Below are 14,568 nucleotides of genomic sequence, written 5' to 3' on the forward strand. Positions count from 1 at the left end.
GCCCGCTCACCGCCTCTGAGCTCGACGAGCGGGCCGACGTCTCTAGCCGATCGCGCCGGGACCACCTCGCCGACCTCGTGGAGGTCGAACTCGTCACGGAGACCGAGCGGGGCTACCGCCTCGCCCTCTCCTTCGACGGCATCGACGGCGCTGACGCTGAGCGCTACACCGATGTGTGGCCCGGACTCGTCAGCGATCCGGAGACGTCGCCCTCGGTCCACGTCGCTGCGAAGGCGCTCCGCGTCGGTCGTGACCATCACGGTCCAGGTGATCCCGTCGACGCGCCGGGCTGGCCGTACACCGGCGTCACCGATCCGCCCGACCTTCGCGAACTCTCGACGCCGCGGCCCTACCTCGACCACGTTCTCCCAGCGCTGTGGGCGGTCAGAGAGCGCGAGGAGTACCGCGATGACCATGGTGTTGCTCCCGGTCCGAGCTGCTCCGACCTCGTCGCTGGGCCAGAGCTCGCACAGGCTCCGATCACCAGCCAACCAGCCGCACCTAACCCGTCTACAAGGCGGGTGTAAGAACACCGCGACCTGCTGAAGACAACCGACTTAGAGGCTTATGAAGGCAATTCAGACACAGATCCCCGGGGTGTCCGCGTCGTGAGCGATAACGCGAGCGCGGGCGCGACGGGAACCGACAGCGAAGATGTACAGCACGAGTACGACCAGATGCTCGACACACTCGACGCAGCCATCGAAGAAGCACGTCGGAAGGTCGAGAGCGGACGCGTCTACGACGCCGACAACGAGAAGGTCCGGATCAAGTGGATCCGAGCGCTCTCGTACGCCGTCAACGTGCGCCGCCAGGTCCAGAACGACCGCGACCTCGCCGAGCTCGCCGAGAAGGTGGAGCGCCTCGAGGAAGAGACCGGACTCACGGAGGGAGCATGACGCGACCGTCCAAGCGTGAGATCGAGCGCGCCATCGAGGATCTCAGCGCTGAGAGCATCGATGACGACGACGTCACCGTCGTGTCCGAGGACGCCGAAACTGGTGAGTGGTACGCGGAGCCCGATCTTTCCGGCGAGCCGCTCGATAAGGGTGAGGTGGACCCGGACATCATCTGTCGAGACCACGTCGTCGAAACGCCATGGGAGCCGAGTGAGGATACGGAGGCCAGTCCACCATGACCCGCCGGTCCAAGCGCGAAATCGAACGGTCTCTCGAAGAACTCGACGACCAGGAGAGCGAGGGAGGTCTTCTCCCGGCAGACATGATCTGGTGGACCGACGGCGACGGCAACGTTGTCGGCCGATCCGATGACGACGGGACCGACTTCGACGCATCGAATGACGATCTCCCTGACGATGCTGACCCTGAAGACATCGAACTCCTGGCCGACTTCACTGGAGCACAATCATGACCCGTCGCTCACAACGCGAACTCGAACGTGCTCTCGAAGAGCTCGACATCCAGACCTCTGAGCGGGAAACGACCACCGAGATCGAGGAGCACTGCTCTGAGGACGTCGTCGACTTCGTCTACGGTCTCGCCCGTAACCTGCTCCGGATCTCTTGGCACAACGCGGACGAGGTCGAGAACGAGACGGAGCCAGAGGCGACCCTGAATTACCTCGAGCTCGTCCGTAAGCAGTACGGTATCGGGGCCGACCGGGACGAAGAGGTCTGCCAGCTGCTCCTCGATGCTACCTCTCAGCAGAAGTACTGGGATTCTCGTGATTCGTTCTCTATGGGGCCTGTTCACGTCGCAGCCCACCGTGATCCTGAGACTGAAGACGGCGAGACGCTCGCCGATCTCGTCGATGACGGCCACGAGGAAGAGGCAGCGGAACTGCTTGTGGGTGCGACCTACAACCTTTTCGCCGGAGAGGAGGGCGGTGTGGAGGTGACACTCGCCCCATGACACGCCCATCTAGGCGTGAGCTTGAACGCGCCCTAGAGGCGATTGAAAAGCGGAATCCGGGGGCGGAGGATCCGGTGCGTGAACTCACAGATGACGAGGAGGAGATGTGGTTCAACATGGTCGCTGATGCCCGTGAACAGCTTTCTGAAAGCGAACTAGAACGCTTCGACACCTCGATCGAGGAGCTGAACGAGGCACTGGACGACAACGATCGCGACGTCACGGATTCCGAGGCCTTCAGCGAGTTTATGGACCTCCTGTGTAAGCCTCCTAGCCGGTGAGGCCCCACCGGTGTGACGGACTAGCTATGTGGTTCGAAGGTAGCCTTTTGCCTGTTCATACACTTCTCCTTTTGTCCGAAGCTTCTCTATCTCCGATTCAACCTTCGCGGGGTTCATGCCGACCACCCCAGAGCGGTCTAGGACTTCATCAATCGGGGCTCCTTTCTCATACTCCTTCTCGATGTCTGCGATAAGCCCCTTGACGTTCTTGATCCGCTCGCGTTGCGTCTCGGCAGAACCCGTCTCAGTCACTTCGGCATCGAATTGTCCTGTATCCGGGTCAACACCAATGTCCTTGATAGAGGCCTCAACGAGATCGACCGCCCGCTCGGCGTCTGCGAGCTTGACGGTGTCCGAGAGTCGAATCCGAGCGCTCGCCTCGGAGAGCCGTACTATTGCCTCTAGTTTTCGAGCGCTGACGGGCACGGGAGCGTCCTCATCGGCTCCTTTTGATCGAAGATCGACGTAGAACTCTGTGATATACTCTTCCGCCTCGGGAGTCAACACCGGCTGAATCTCCCGCGCATAGGCGATGTATTTCCGAATGAATTCGGAATCAAGTGGTGCGCCAGCTGACTCCGGAGGCTCCGGATCTTCGCCAGCCTGCCGTTGTTCCCCCGCCCGGTTGACCCCCAAGATGTGCTCTGCTATCTCTGTGTCAGCTTCAGGCTGTGGGGTATCCATGACCGTAAAAACGAGATCAAACAGACTCAACAGCTGAGAGTCAATTGGTAGCTGCTTCCCAAGCGGTTCATACCGGTCAAACCGACCGTCTTTCGGAGCTGCGCCGGCGAGGATCCCAACGCGAGTATCGATTGACTCGTGGATCGATGCTTTTGAGATCGTGATTTGCTGTTGCTCCATTGGCTCCGGCAGCGCACCCATCACGTCACCATCGGCCTTGGAGAGGTTGTCAATCGCAGCAAGACCACGGTCGGCGATTGGTAGTGCTCCTGCTTTGAGTTCCCACGGTCCATCAGTTCCGCCGGTTCGGGCGGCGGCCGCAGTTAACCCCGCTTTCGACGTTTCTGCCCCGTTACTGTACGTTGACCGAGGTGAGAGATTTGCCGCCGATCGGAGAATACGACTGATTCCTACTGCTGGGTCACCTGTGAATAGGACATGGAGTTGCCCACGGATCGACTCTCCCCCATCGATCTCTTTCGGTACCCCGCTGAAGAGTTGAAGAAGAACGGCCAACTTCTCTGTCTCTAAACCGCGAATCGAGGGAGCAATCGAATCCACAAACATTCGATACACGTCCTCTTTGTTACCGACCTCGGTGATCTCTCGGCGGTCCTCGTCTGTCAGCTCGGTCGCTAACTCATCGGTGTGGGTTATCGAGATCCCATCCACGTACAGGTCGAATAAGGGTGTTTTGCGGCTTCCATCTTCCAGCTGCTCAGCTCGGAGAATACCGACTACGGTTACGTGGTCACCTGGTGTGACCTGACCACATACGTCGTCGACTAGGTCAACGTCGATCGACTGGGGTGTTTCGCCGGTCCCGGCACCCGAAGGTGTCGCTTGAATACGAAGCTCTTGGGAGTCGATCATTTCCGACTGGTCAGTATTGAGTTTGAACGGCCCCTGCCGCTCACATCCCTGACACTCGTGAGGGTCCTGATAATCGCCACCACTCTGGGGGATGTACGTCATCGTCCCACAGCGTTGGCACGTAAAAGCGGCTTCGGTGATCCGCGGTCGAACGTCGGTCGCTTTCCGGACTACCCCACAAAAAGAAATCAAACTCCCGACAAGGTCATCGTGGACACGAATCTCACCGATCTCGACGTTCTCGGGTAGCCCCTTGACCCGGACGTGGGCTCGACCGAGGGACACGTCGGCCGGCAGATCGTACAATCGTAACGCCTCCTCCGCGTACTCTCGTATCTGGTCTGGCTTATTCTGGAAATCCTGAGCGAGGTCGTGATCGAAGTGAAAAAGATCGTCGTAGTCGACGTATAGCGATCGCTGGTCGTTTGGGTATCGCTGCGCGAGTTCGCCAATCTCCTCTCGATAGTAATTGCGATAGAACTGGATGAATCGCTCTGTGAGGTCTTGGTTGCTCATGAGGTTAACAGAGGAAGTGATGTAATGAAACCTATGTGACTGTCAATAGTTTTACCACCCGCGTCGGGACTAAGTGCGACACCCGCCGACGAGCGCGTATGTCCACAGCTGTCCCCGTCGCGGAGAAGATCGCGAACCGGCTCGCCGTGGAAGCAGGCCGACTCCAACAGTTCGTCGAGTTCCATCCCGACCCCGGTGTGGACGTTGTCGCGCAGCTCGGCGACGTGGCGCCCGCCGAGCTCGACGCTGGCGACCGGCAGGACATCGCCCGGTGGATCGACGATGTCCGCGAGAAGCCCGATACCGGGGAGATGCCCGGCGCGAGGGTGCGGTTCGACGGCAAGAAGATGGGCTACCAGAGCGACGTATGGTTCGACCACCACCCCGAGATGGAGCGAGAGCCGGAGAGGGCTGACGGTGACTGACGACGATCGCGGCGACGGCGCTGTCGACGCCGGTGTCCCGGACAGCGACCCACGGCACATCGACCCGGCCGGCGACCTCGCCGACGCGGTTGAGAGCGGCGGCTTGGAGCTGGAGCTCGACGAGGACTAGGACGTCGACGAGCTGCGCGAGTTCTTGGAGCGAGCCGAGGCCGGCGAGTTCGGTGCGGAACCCAGCGTCGAGGCAACCGTCCGCATTGTCCGCTCGCTCCTCGAGGACGTCGAAGAGTAGCTCCAAGGAGCAGTACCCTGCGTCGGCGCTGGAGATCGCGCCAGCCGTACGATGGTTAACCAACACTTGCCCGCGACAGCCCACTATTGTTGGTTAAATCTCTCCGACGATGTCTTTGTACCGTTTCTGGACTCCAACGCGGCCATATCTGGCCTCGGAAAGGGTACGTGTCGACCCCAACTACTTCCACGGTCGGGGGTTCCCGCCGCTCGAGGCGGTCTGTAATAGATGTCAGTGGTGACCTTCGTCGAACTCCCACCCTTCGATACCGAGGGTTTCACCGACAGAAGCGATCACCTTCACCCTCCCTTTGGTGTTGCCGTCCGGCCCAGCGACGCTACCGATGCGAGGCGATCCAGTCGGCCGGTTCGCACTCTTCGCAACGAGACGTCCGTACTGGGTGAACTCCCAGCCACCGGCGTTGTCTTCGAGGAGTGCGGGATCGAACTCCCGGCCCGCGAGGTCGTTACAGAGCTTCGTGACCGTACCGGTGTGGGACTCGGTCTTCAGCTCTTTCGCGACCTCCGACGAGCTGAGGGCGGTCTCTGACTCTCTCAGGAGGTCGGTGATGTCCGTCGCGTCGATGGTCTTCCAGACCGTGTCCTCAAGCTGCTCGGCGTGGTCGACGACGACCGGTTCCAGCTTCGCCTTCGTGAGCAGGTTATACTCGGAAACGACTCCCAGAACATCCTCTCGCGTCACGAGTTCAGCGACGTCAACCTCGTCCGCTGGCCCGTACTCCTGCTTGAACAGGGCCATCTGGCCGGCTGAGCCCAGATTGTCGCCCGTTATCAGCGAATCCTCCCGCGGCTCGACGTCGTCGACGAGCCGATCCACGAGGAGGAGGTACACGTCCCATGCCGAGATCGCCTCGACAGCGCCATCGGACCGGTGTCGTTCGAGTGAGTTCGATACTGGGAGGCCCTCGGCACGGAGGATGTCCCGGATGCGCTCTCGGATCTCGCGCTCCGTTCTCTCCCACTTCTCTTTGCCCTCAGCCATGTTGGCCCAGAACTCGCGGCTGTCGTTGTTGTACTCGATGTCGAGATCCCGACGCTTGTCGAAGTACTCCAACAGTTCGGCCATCGGCGTGTCTTCGGGCTCGTTGTTGTGAACCTCTCGAATCGGGCGGTTCTCCATGTAGAACCCCTTCACGAGCCCCCACGCCATCTCTTGAAGGACCCGCTCTCTGTCAAGGCCGCTCTCGGGGATGATCGTCAGGCGGTAGAGCGCGCTCCCTACGTCGCGTGCGAGCTCGGCCGGCGCGGTGGTCGGCCGGTCCGCCCGAGACGGGTTAGAGCCGAGCGTGAACGCGTCAGCGACGTCGCGCGGAGTCGGTTCGTCCTCGGTATCCGCGAATCCATCGACGAGGCGGAAGGTGCTGTCCGGCGTATGCTCCCACTGATCGAACCCGACAAGCGAGAGCCACGCATCCTGCCAGTGCTCTTCGCCAAGATAGCCGTTCTGGTAGAGGAGGCTGATGTCCGTGAGCAGGTGGTCGATCCGGTGACCGAGGTTGTCGACCTTCTTCTGGACGTCACCCTCAAGCTTGCTCTCTCGATAACTTCCTGTCTCGCCGCTGGACAGGTAGGCACGCTGTCGTCCGCTTAGTGCGTACGACGGTGGCCGCTTGTACTCACTGTTGGAGGTCTCGTTCTCCATGGTGTAAATGTTCATTTTCAGATGTATAAAAGTGCCTGCGAACGTACCTTATCAACATGGGTGGCACCCCGCGTCCAACCGATCAAGCGCCGGCACGAGCACCGGCAAACGACGGCGACACCGTCGATGCGGTCGTCGCCGTGTACCAGAACGCGGAAGCCGATTTCACCGCGGCTACAGAGTCGGTCGCGGCCCTTCGAGAGCAGCTTGGCACGCCCGCTCAAGAACCGACCCACCCAGCAGGAGAAGCACCAGACGATTGCGACCGAGTTCAGTAACTACCATGCCACGAACTACCAAGACGTTCGACCTAGAGGAAGAGAAGCGACGGCTCAATGAAGAGCTCGACAAACTCGCTGACCAAGAGGCCGAGGACATCAGAGCTGAGCAGGCCGAGGGCGAGACCCCCACCGGGAAGTTCAGGCGGCAGGAGCGACGCGAAGAGGCGCAGCGCCTCGAGCAGATGCTTGTCGGCGTCGAGTGGGCGCTCGACCCAGACAACGAGGATGACGTCGATCCCATCGACGAGGTGACGCTGGGCGCGCTCAACGCCGCCGAGTACGGACTGGTGTCTGACTACATGACCAAGCGAGTCGACGAGTTTCAGGGGCCGACCGAGAACGCGCGCGGCGAGCAGATGCGGCGAACTATTTTCGCCACTGGGGCGATCATCGAGGCACCGTTCATCGACGATGACATCCGCAACAGCAACATCGAAGAGAAGTACAAGGCGGTTGCTACCAAACTCGCCCCACAGTTCGTCTACTGGATCGAGCAGCGTGGCGACGAGCTCACGACGCCGGAGGTCGAGGGAAACGGGTTCGCGAAGCGGGTCGCGGAGAAGCGGGAGGAGACCGCACCGCCCAGTACGCCTTCGCCAAAGCACTCCTGATGCGCTACGGCCACGCCCCCTCAGAGATCGACGAGTACGCGTGGTCGGACATCGAGAACTTCCTGAATGCCCTCCCGGTGATTCAGAAACGAGAGAGTCCGTTCGCAGGTGAGTAATCATGTCAGATTTTTCAACTTCAGTAACGTTAGACGTCGAGGTCAGCGAGAGAAGCCTCAGATCATCCAGAAAAACCGTCGAAAATGCGCTGGGGACGGTCGAGGTCAGTACAGCCAGCAGCGGGGCGATGCCGAGTAACCGCTCCCCATCGACATCCGGCGCCATGATGTCTGGTTCGCCCTCGTCGGCAGGGGGCGGGAAGCAGTGGGGCGAACACATCGATCTGAACGAGCGGCGGAATGAACTGCTCGAGGACCTGAAGGATTCGATGGAGGACGGCAACTTCGACCGAGCATCCCGTCTCGGCAGCATGGGCGGTGGACTCGCCCTTGGCGGGATTGCGCTCGGTGCGAGCGCCCTCTCCAACGTCCTCTCGAACTTCTCGTGGCCGTCGCTGCCGGAGCTGAAGCAGCCCGGATGGTTGCCGCCTGAGATCAACCGTCCCGATTGGCTGCCGCTCGGTATCGCAGAGCCGGACCCTGTTCCAGTCGAAGATCCCGCTCCGGTCCCAGTAAGTGACCCAGACCCGATGCCGGTCAGCGATCCAGATCCAATGCCGGTCAGCGACCCCGACCCGATGCCAGTCGAAGACCCCCAGACCATGCCAGTTGAGGACCCCGATCCCATTCCCGTTGAGGAGCCGGATCCGATTCAGGTTGACTTTGGTCTACCAGAGATCTCCGGCGAGGACCTCCTCGGTGGGGCGCTCGTAGGAGGTGGTGCTATCGGTGGGGGGCTTCTTGGACGAGAGTTGCTGAAGGGTAGTGGAAGTAAGATCCTTCAGGGCGGTTCAGGTGCCGCTGCCGGGTCTCGTGGGTTCGGACTCCCAGCTCCGGGGTTCCTTCTCGGCGATCGCGCTGCTGAAGCCCAGCGGAAAGACCCAGACGAGCGGGGGTTCATCGACCGCAAGCTGGCGGGACTCGTCGATGGGCTCGGCGGGATCGGCGGCACGCGGATGATGCTTGCCGGCGGCAGTGGTGAAGGGTCCCTCGCAGACGTCGCTGGTCCGGTAGCTAGGACTGCCCTCGACTCTTCGCCCGACCGGAACTCCTACAGCGGGAGTGCCAGCACGAGGAGACCAGCGTCCGCCAGCGTCGAGAACAACGTCGATGCGGATGTCAGCCCACAGATCAGAATCGACCTCAATACCGACCGCCTCGTCAGCGAGGTCGAGAGAGAATTCGACAGCGCGATGCGAGAGGTCAAGGGCGAGCTCACGGACCGGATTGAAGCCGTAGAGCAGGATCTCGAGAACCTTCGGAGAGATCTCACACAGGGGCGGTGACACGGAACACCTCGCCGCCGATTATATTTAACCCCGGCAGACGACATTTCACTTGATGAATAGACGCTCGTGTCTCTACCTCGGAACAGCAGCGCTCGCAGGGCTCTCAGGGTGTATGAGCGTGTCTGTAGGCGAGGAGAGCAGCGAGGCATCTGGAGACGAAGAGGGTGCCAGTGATGACATCCCGCAGCTCGACGTCGACAGCGAGTTCCTCGAGGACCAGTCCGACTCAGATGGCGAGCTCGCAGACCATGCCTTCGAATACGTCGGCGAGTCGACGCAGCCGTGGGCCGTCGTGGGAACCGCCTCTCACACGCGAGGGGAGCGGGCCGATCTTCAGGTGAGCGTCAACTTCATCGACGAGGACAACACGATCATCCGCGACAGCTACGACCTAATCACCGACGTCGCGAGCGACCAGTCGGCAGAGTTCATCGTCGAGTACGCCGGCGACGATCCCGAGCGAGTCAGTGAGTACGAGATCGTCGTTGATGTCCGGTGATGGTACCGATGGTCGCGCCAGCTAAGGAATGCTCAGTAGACACATGACGGAACCCAAGGGGTCTAATGACTGAACCGTTGTGCGCGACTTGCGAGACGGAACTGGTTGATAGCACCTCTGAGCGCGGAGGGAAGTGGTGCCCGGAATGTGGTTCTCCCCGTCGCCAGCCTGGTGATATTATCTCAGTCTGCTCGTGTTGCCATCGTAACCACATTTCTAAGACAAGTGGCGAGCTGTGTGAAAAATGTATAGAGCACGACTGTTCTCCTCTAATAGCCGATTGTAGCTATCTCCAGGAGACTACCGACCCCGAGGACTGTGATCACTCGTTCACACCCTTCCCGTACGAGGGCGTTGATCGGTGTACAATATGTGGTAAGCAGCGCGAGTTGTCGAGATAGTTCTCACGCCTCACCATCGGCCTTCCCGAGGTACTCCCAGTTGAGACTGTCACCCTCACGCTTGACTGCGTATTTGTAGGGACCGTGCGGACAGCCGTCACAGTCCTTCCCGCAGGGTACCCTCTTGACCACGATGGCCCCGTCTCCGTCCTCCTCGACGTCCACGACCTCCTCGTCGTCGCCGGCGAGGTCGTCGCCCTCCAGGTCTTGGGCTTCGAGAGCGCGGTGGTAGGCGAGCAGCTCGTCGACGTAGTCTCGGATCGATTCGAGAGCGTCGGGTCTCTGGCGCTCGATGGGATCCGTGACGTACGCGGGGAGGTCGGCCGGCGGCGTGGGATGTTCAGCGCTCATTGTCTTACCTAACAATTAGAACTACAGAGTCATTAGTGTTTGGTAAGAATAGGGCGCTCCACCGACCACTACGATTGCCATTCATTCTCCTAACTACAGACCCCTAAAAGAGAACTCGAACTCATCGGTTTTCCCCTCGTCATGACGTTCATAATGTATGGATCCGTCCCAACCACAGTAGCGCCACAACTGATCCAGTGACTTCCGCATTGCTTCAGGCACGTCAGTGTCAATACTATCGATCCGGACTCGATTCAAACGAACTTCGCTTTCCCCGAACGTTCGCTCCCGAGTGGGGCCCCTCATATTGTTCGGGTAGTCGATTGTGTAGTCCTCTGCATCGAGGACTGCTACGTAAACGTAGTAGGGTGGATAGATTTCTGCTTCCTCAAACGCATTGAGGCTGGTGTCGACAAATTTCAACAAGAACTGGTCGACCGATTCCCGAATCACGCCTCCGCCTTCGCTGCTCGTAGGGTAGAGGCTGCCGAACACACCTTCAGTCCATCCGTCTCGGTGGATTACAGTATAGCGATCGCGCTCCTCGTTCCCGACTCGCCGTCGATTGGCGTTGGTGATCTTCAGCTTTGGTCGGTCTGTAGTACCCACGTCACCCTTACTGAAAATGGGCGGCTGTGGTAGGTCCTCTACATACCGAGCGTGATGATCGTCAATCGCCTCCTGTGGAATCACATGAGCAACCACTCGTGCTCCGTCCTGAATGGTTGTACCGTCTGGGGCTTTCTGGCGCTTCACACGCTCGATCAGGTCCTCATAGAGGCTGTCAACCTCTGTCTCGACGTCCACAAACGGGCGGTTAGGGTCTACACTGAGGTGCTCCCGGATCAGGTCGTGGTTTTCCGAATCACCGACCAGCTCGTTGCGAATCCGTTCGTAGTCCCACACCTTCGTCTGTATATTCCACTCCGAGGCGAGCTCCTCCTCGACCCGATCTCGCATCACACCCGCTGGGTCCTGTGTCGTGACGAAGGTGAATAGATCGAACTCCTGATCAAAGTTCTCTACTGCTTTCCTAGCGTCGTCGTGTGCTTTCTCCACCCAGTCGTCTTTCTGAACCGAGCAGTGGAGAATTCCAGTTCTATCACCATCAGTGAAGATCGCTTCTCGTCCGCCGTCAGGTCCGCTCGTCCCGGTCGGATCGACTTCGTACCCCTCCCGCTTGAGGATATCGCTCATCAGGCGTTCAAGCCGCTTACCGTCTAAGGCGTGTATTGCTGCCTCAATACGGCTATTTGACACAACTCTATCTACACAACTATACCTAAAAAATCACCCACTGTCTCCCCTAGGTGTCTGACTTGTGTGTTGGTTGTTCAACTTCCGACAGCCAACGCACAATAGTTCATTTCACCACTAGATGGCTGCTGTGTCGTGCGATTTGTTCCGCTTCCAAACACTCTCTGAGGTGTTGCTGTCCACACAAGCCCTGACTCACGTCCTGCGGTTTTGAGCTTTGGAATCTCAAACAACGATGATCAAGATTTGTAGTCAGTTTGGACCGCCTAACAAGAGACACCCCAGTAACGAATATCACCCTCGGGTGGGCAGTATTGATCATGTCGCGGAAATGGACTCTGGAGTATCTCCGGAATGAATTTGTTGACGAGGTGAAGAAAAAGCGAGCAGAGCAGGGATACGACACGAACGAGAAGCCGACCCACAAGTGGTTGCGGGAGAACGGCTTTGGATACTTCCTCCAACGTGTCCGGGAACTCGACACCCGCCCTGATGAGTGGCTCCTCGAGGAGTGTGGGTTCGAGCAGCCGAGAAAAGACTACCCGTGTAGCAACCCCGAAACGGTCCGGCGTGTCGAAGGCTGGCTTGAGTACGAGGACGATGTCGGCGAACGGCTCAACGGGACAAGCCTCTCGTCAGCGCGGACCCACCTCCGGCGCTCGATGGAGATCTCCAAGGAGACGATCGGAACAAGCGACATCTTCGAACTGGGGCGCGGCGAGCGTGAGGTCTGCTTCAATCGCGCGGAACAGTTGATGGGCGGATTCAGAAGTGAGTTCGAAAGTGGTCAGAGCCGGTACAACTACGTGACGACCCTGCGGGACCTCCTCGCGCGGATGGAAGACAAAAACGTCATCGACCATGATCCCCTAACACCCTTAGTCAGAGATTCCAGCTGGGGTGGAGATTCGACACCTGTCACGATTGCGCCCTCGACATCGCTCGTGAAGGCGTACTTCGACGCCTGCGAGACACGGACCGAGCAGATGGTGATGATCTGTCTGGCCGTGATGGGATGGCGGCCAGCTGACTTCTGTGACCCAGCAGCGATTCAGGACATCTACTTCGACGGAGAGCGCCCGTACGTCGAGTTCACGGATGACCGGAAGAATGGCCCCAATCTCGTCCCCATCATCCTGTGCCAAGACTTCATCGAGCAGTGGGTGCGACTCGTCGAGACCGCGCCAGGTAACGACACGGCGCTGTTCCCGTCCAAGAGTTCCGACGACGGCGCGCGGTCGACCCAGTGGGTTCGGGATACTGTCGAAGCGATCGGCGACCGCGTCGACGAGACACTCCGTAACGGTGAGAAGCCCACTCCGAGGCACTTCCGGAACTTCTGGTATACTGAGTACACGACAGCCTACGCAGAGTTCCGTCGAGATAACGACTTCGCAGCCTCGGCGCAGGGGTCGCAGTCTGCCCGAATCCCGAGCACGTCGTACAACGACCCCCGCTATGGCAGTTGGTTCGACACGTTCGAACAGTTTGCCCGCTCCAAGCTATCTATCCCGGTCGCTGACCTCGAGCCTGCCGACGAGATTGGTAGCATCGACATCGGCGATATCGATGGTGACGCGGCGTTTGACCTCGTCGAGACCATCAGACAGGCCACACTGGAGGGCTGGGAAGATGCGAAAGCGTTGTTCCCCGCCGGTGCCGTCGCCTACCTCACGAGCTACGTGGGCATCGCTGCTGGCCACACAGCCTCGACGTGGGGAAGGGTCAAACACCGCGGGATGGCGATGCATCCGGAGTTGGTACACTACCCCAATATGAGTATCCGACGGCGGGCGGGGATCGGGCTGGTTCTTGGGCTTCTTCTCACGGTGCTCCTCGGCTCGTGGCACATGGATGGGACGTTCCAGGAATTGGCGTCAGGGGAGGTGACAGCGTGGATTCCTCTAGTTTTCGGGGTTATCTACGCGGTATGGCTGTTCGACCGAGTGTTCCCCGACCCGGAGGATGCAGTTGAAGCACTGGGGTAAGCCATTGCTTCACAACTACTGAATCGTCCTCTTTCTAGCGTGAGAATTGTCCGAAAAGCCCCTGTTATGACACCAGCGTTTACCTGTCGAGGAGCTCTACCGAAGCGTATGCACCGCCCGGGGCACTATGGCGCGTCGCTCGCCGTGTATTCGCCGCTCGGGTTCATCCTCACCGCCCTCGGCGCCGGTGAGATCGCGATACTTGGCGGCGCGGTTGTCGTAGGTGGCTCGATGGTCCCCGACTGGGACCAGCGCGTACCGTTCGTTCGTCACCGGGGGCCAACGCACACCATTTGGTTCGTGATGCTCGTTGCGTCCGTTTTCGCTGTTGCCGGCCTCGTCGTCGGTGTGAGTTCTAGTGGGGCCACAGCCGGCGCACTGCTCGCCGTATTCGGCGCCCTCGTTGGCGCCATCATGATCGGTGCCCACCTCCTCGCAGATGCGTTGACACCGATGGGAATTCGGCCGTTCAAACCACTCCACAACGACAAGTACACGCTTGACGTCACGCGGGCAGCCAACCCGATTGCCAACTACGCTCTCCTCGTCGCTGGAGGTGTGCTCGCTGGTGTTGCCTTCGTCGCTGGGAATGCACTCGCGGCCTAAGAACTCACGACCCTCAGCGGATCGATGCTGGCGCCGGCCAGGGCGACGAGCGCTGGACACCACATAACCGACGATGTCGACGAGACGCGAGCGGCGCGGTTCCAACTCATCTACACGTCGACGTCGACGCGGACGGGCGAGACGACCGAGCATGAGTACCCGGTCCGGCTGGAGTATGCGGCGTGTCACTTCGGCGGCGTCCGGCCGTGGTTTCGGTGTCCGGCGTGTTCCGAGCGCGTCGGGAAGCTGTACCTTCCACCACGTCGCGAGCGGTTCGCGTGTCGCGACTGTTACGACATCGGCTATACGTTGAGCCGGCGGTCGGGCGACCCGGTGAAAGAGGCGGAGCTCCGATACCGGCGCGCGTTCGCGAAGGCCGACGCCGACGATCGCCGCGCGCACCCGAACACCGAGCCGTATCTCCCGGAGCGTCCGCCGGGGCGTCCGTTCGACCATCACGCCGAGCTCCTGGAGGACGTCCACGACGCACACGCCGAGTACCACGACGCGCTCCAGGAACACCTTCGCTCTCTCGACGAGCTCCTGGAGAAGCGCGCCCCTCAGTCAGTGTGACGACGAGCACCGACGACCAACTTTGATGGACTCG

18 protein-coding genes are annotated in these 14,568 nt (G+C 60.1%); 13 read left to right on the forward strand and 5 right to left on the reverse strand.

The features are described from left to right. Positions 1-416, reverse strand: a 416-nt coding sequence (locus tag DJ70_RS02505) for a hypothetical protein (RefSeq protein WP_143420897.1), incomplete at its 3' end; no start/stop codon positions are given. Positions 417-608: 192 nt separating this feature from the next. Here DJ70_RS02505 and DJ70_RS02510 point away from each other — a divergent pair. The 5 genes from DJ70_RS02510 to DJ70_RS02530 are packed head-to-tail and all read left to right on the forward strand — an operon-like array spanning position 609 to position 2,152. Next, complete coding sequence (locus DJ70_RS02510; RefSeq protein WP_245810648.1) at positions 609-899, forward strand: hypothetical protein; 291 nt, start codon at positions 609-611, stop codon at positions 897-899. After that, positions 896-1,138, forward strand: a complete 243-nt coding sequence (locus DJ70_RS02515) for a hypothetical protein (protein ID WP_094529827.1) — start codon at positions 896-898, stop codon at positions 1,136-1,138. The genes DJ70_RS02510 and DJ70_RS02515 overlap by 4 nt, the downstream gene beginning before the upstream one ends. Further along, a complete protein-coding gene (locus DJ70_RS02520; RefSeq protein ID WP_094529829.1) occupies positions 1,135-1,371 on the forward strand; it encodes a hypothetical protein in 237 nt (78 codons plus the stop codon). The genes DJ70_RS02515 and DJ70_RS02520 overlap by 4 nt, the downstream gene beginning before the upstream one ends. Further along, positions 1,368-1,871, forward strand: coding sequence for a hypothetical protein (locus DJ70_RS16590; RefSeq protein WP_143420898.1), 504 nt, complete (start codon positions 1,368-1,370; stop codon positions 1,869-1,871). Before DJ70_RS02520 ends, DJ70_RS16590 begins: the two co-directional genes overlap by 4 nt. Next, on the forward strand, positions 1,868-2,152 hold the full coding sequence (locus DJ70_RS02530; RefSeq protein ID WP_143420899.1) for a hypothetical protein: 285 nt from the start codon (positions 1,868-1,870) through the stop codon (positions 2,150-2,152). Before DJ70_RS16590 ends, DJ70_RS02530 begins: the two co-directional genes overlap by 4 nt. Before the next feature lie 24 nt (positions 2,153-2,176). Here the strand turns inward: DJ70_RS02530 and DJ70_RS02535 are convergent, their stop codons facing one another. Continuing rightward, positions 2,177-4,225 carry a minichromosome maintenance protein MCM gene (locus DJ70_RS02535; RefSeq protein ID WP_094529835.1) on the reverse strand — a complete coding sequence of 683 codons (2,049 nt, stop codon included), beginning with the start codon at positions 4,223-4,225 and terminating at the stop codon, positions 2,177-2,179. Positions 4,226-4,323: 98 nt separating this feature from the next. Between DJ70_RS02535 and DJ70_RS02540 the strand changes: the two genes are divergently transcribed. Then, positions 4,324-4,650: a hypothetical protein gene (locus DJ70_RS02540; RefSeq protein WP_094529837.1), complete on the forward strand. Its 327-nt coding sequence runs from the start codon at positions 4,324-4,326 to the stop codon at positions 4,648-4,650. Further along, positions 4,643-4,780, forward strand: coding sequence for a hypothetical protein (locus tag DJ70_RS17690; protein ID WP_245810649.1), 138 nt, complete (start codon positions 4,643-4,645; stop codon positions 4,778-4,780). The genes DJ70_RS02540 and DJ70_RS17690 overlap by 8 nt, the downstream gene beginning before the upstream one ends. A 351-nt stretch (positions 4,781-5,131) precedes the next feature. On the opposite strand, the gene DJ70_RS02550 is transcribed toward DJ70_RS17690, so the two are convergent. Further along, on the reverse strand, positions 5,132-6,562 hold the full coding sequence (locus tag DJ70_RS02550) for a hypothetical protein (RefSeq protein WP_094529839.1): 1,431 nt from the start codon (positions 6,560-6,562) through the stop codon (positions 5,132-5,134). Between the two features lie 283 nt (positions 6,563-6,845). On the opposite strand from DJ70_RS02550, the gene DJ70_RS02555 reads away from it, so the two are divergent. From DJ70_RS02555 to DJ70_RS02565, 3 genes are all read left to right on the forward strand, one after another. Then, the gene (locus tag DJ70_RS02555; RefSeq protein WP_094529841.1) at positions 6,846-7,454 is read left to right on the forward strand and encodes a hypothetical protein; all 609 of its coding nucleotides are present in this window, start codon (positions 6,846-6,848) and stop codon (positions 7,452-7,454) included. A gap of 118 nt (positions 7,455-7,572) precedes the next feature. Continuing rightward, positions 7,573-8,856 (forward strand): hypothetical protein, encoded by a 1,284-nt coding sequence (locus DJ70_RS02560; RefSeq protein ID WP_143420900.1) that lies wholly within the window; start codon positions 7,573-7,575, stop codon positions 8,854-8,856. A gap of 115 nt (positions 8,857-8,971) precedes the next feature. Further along, positions 8,972-9,358 (forward strand): FxLYD domain-containing protein, encoded by a 387-nt coding sequence (locus DJ70_RS02565; protein WP_143420901.1) that lies wholly within the window; start codon positions 8,972-8,974, stop codon positions 9,356-9,358. Positions 9,359-9,762: 404 nt separating this feature from the next. Here the strand turns inward: DJ70_RS02565 and DJ70_RS02570 are convergent, their stop codons facing one another. Together DJ70_RS02570 and DJ70_RS02575 are read right to left on the reverse strand one after the other, a co-directional pair. Beyond that, positions 9,763-10,110 (reverse strand): hypothetical protein, encoded by a 348-nt coding sequence (locus DJ70_RS02570; protein WP_094529847.1) that lies wholly within the window; start codon positions 10,108-10,110, stop codon positions 9,763-9,765. Positions 10,111-10,203: 93 nt separating this feature from the next. Next, positions 10,204-11,307, reverse strand: coding sequence for a hypothetical protein (locus DJ70_RS02575; RefSeq protein WP_143420902.1), 1,104 nt, complete (start codon positions 11,305-11,307; stop codon positions 10,204-10,206). Between the two features lie 380 nt (positions 11,308-11,687). Here DJ70_RS02575 and DJ70_RS02580 point away from each other — a divergent pair, with 380 nt between their 5' ends. From DJ70_RS02580 to DJ70_RS02590, 3 genes are all read left to right on the forward strand, one after another. Then, the gene (locus tag DJ70_RS02580; protein WP_094529851.1) at positions 11,688-13,355 is read left to right on the forward strand and encodes a hypothetical protein; all 1,668 of its coding nucleotides are present in this window, start codon (positions 11,688-11,690) and stop codon (positions 13,353-13,355) included. Between the two features lie 108 nt (positions 13,356-13,463). Next, on the forward strand, positions 13,464-13,961 hold the full coding sequence (locus DJ70_RS02585; RefSeq protein ID WP_094529853.1) for a metal-dependent hydrolase: 498 nt from the start codon (positions 13,464-13,466) through the stop codon (positions 13,959-13,961). 24 nt (positions 13,962-13,985) lie between these two features. After that, entirely contained in the window at positions 13,986-14,534 is a 549-nt protein-coding gene (locus DJ70_RS02590; RefSeq protein ID WP_094529855.1) for a hypothetical protein, read from the forward strand. Positions 14,535-14,568 lie beyond the last annotated feature (34 nt).

Origin of the sequence: Halorubrum halodurans (assembly GCF_002252985.1) — an archaeon.
GTDB classification, from domain to species: domain Archaea; phylum Halobacteriota; class Halobacteria; order Halobacteriales; family Haloferacaceae; genus Halorubrum; species Halorubrum halodurans.

Excerpts from the sequence above, each read along its gene's own strand:
- DJ70_RS02535 (WP_094529835.1), bottom strand. The coding sequence starts at position 4,225 with ATGAGCAACCAAGACCTCACAGAGCGATTCATCCAGTTCTATCGCAAT.
- DJ70_RS02555 (WP_094529841.1), top strand. The coding sequence starts at position 6,846 with ATGCCACGAACTACCAAGACGTTCGACCTAGAGGAAGAGAAGCGACGG.
- DJ70_RS02585 (WP_094529853.1), top strand. The coding sequence starts at position 13,464 with ATGCACCGCCCGGGGCACTATGGCGCGTCGCTCGCCGTGTATTCGCCG.
- DJ70_RS02550 (WP_094529839.1), bottom strand. The coding sequence starts at position 6,562 with ATGGAGAACGAGACCTCCAACAGTGAGTACAAGCGGCCACCGTCGTAC.
- DJ70_RS02515 (WP_094529827.1), top strand. The coding sequence starts at position 896 with ATGACGCGACCGTCCAAGCGTGAGATCGAGCGCGCCATCGAGGATCTC.
- DJ70_RS16590 (WP_143420898.1), top strand. The coding sequence starts at position 1,368 with ATGACCCGTCGCTCACAACGCGAACTCGAACGTGCTCTCGAAGAGCTC.
- DJ70_RS02580 (WP_094529851.1), top strand. The coding sequence starts at position 11,688 with ATGTCGCGGAAATGGACTCTGGAGTATCTCCGGAATGAATTTGTTGAC.
- DJ70_RS02565 (WP_143420901.1), top strand. The coding sequence starts at position 8,972 with ATGAGCGTGTCTGTAGGCGAGGAGAGCAGCGAGGCATCTGGAGACGAA.
- DJ70_RS02520 (WP_094529829.1), top strand. The coding sequence starts at position 1,135 with ATGACCCGCCGGTCCAAGCGCGAAATCGAACGGTCTCTCGAAGAACTC.
- DJ70_RS02575 (WP_143420902.1), bottom strand. The coding sequence starts at position 11,307 with ATGAGCGATATCCTCAAGCGGGAGGGGTACGAAGTCGATCCGACCGGG.
- DJ70_RS02530 (WP_143420899.1), top strand. The coding sequence starts at position 1,868 with ATGACACGCCCATCTAGGCGTGAGCTTGAACGCGCCCTAGAGGCGATT.
- DJ70_RS02540 (WP_094529837.1), top strand. The coding sequence starts at position 4,324 with ATGTCCACAGCTGTCCCCGTCGCGGAGAAGATCGCGAACCGGCTCGCC.
- DJ70_RS02570 (WP_094529847.1), bottom strand. The coding sequence starts at position 10,110 with ATGAGCGCTGAACATCCCACGCCGCCGGCCGACCTCCCCGCGTACGTC.
- DJ70_RS02590 (WP_094529855.1), top strand. The coding sequence starts at position 13,986 with ATGCTGGCGCCGGCCAGGGCGACGAGCGCTGGACACCACATAACCGAC.
- DJ70_RS02560 (WP_143420900.1), top strand. The coding sequence starts at position 7,573 with ATGTCAGATTTTTCAACTTCAGTAACGTTAGACGTCGAGGTCAGCGAG.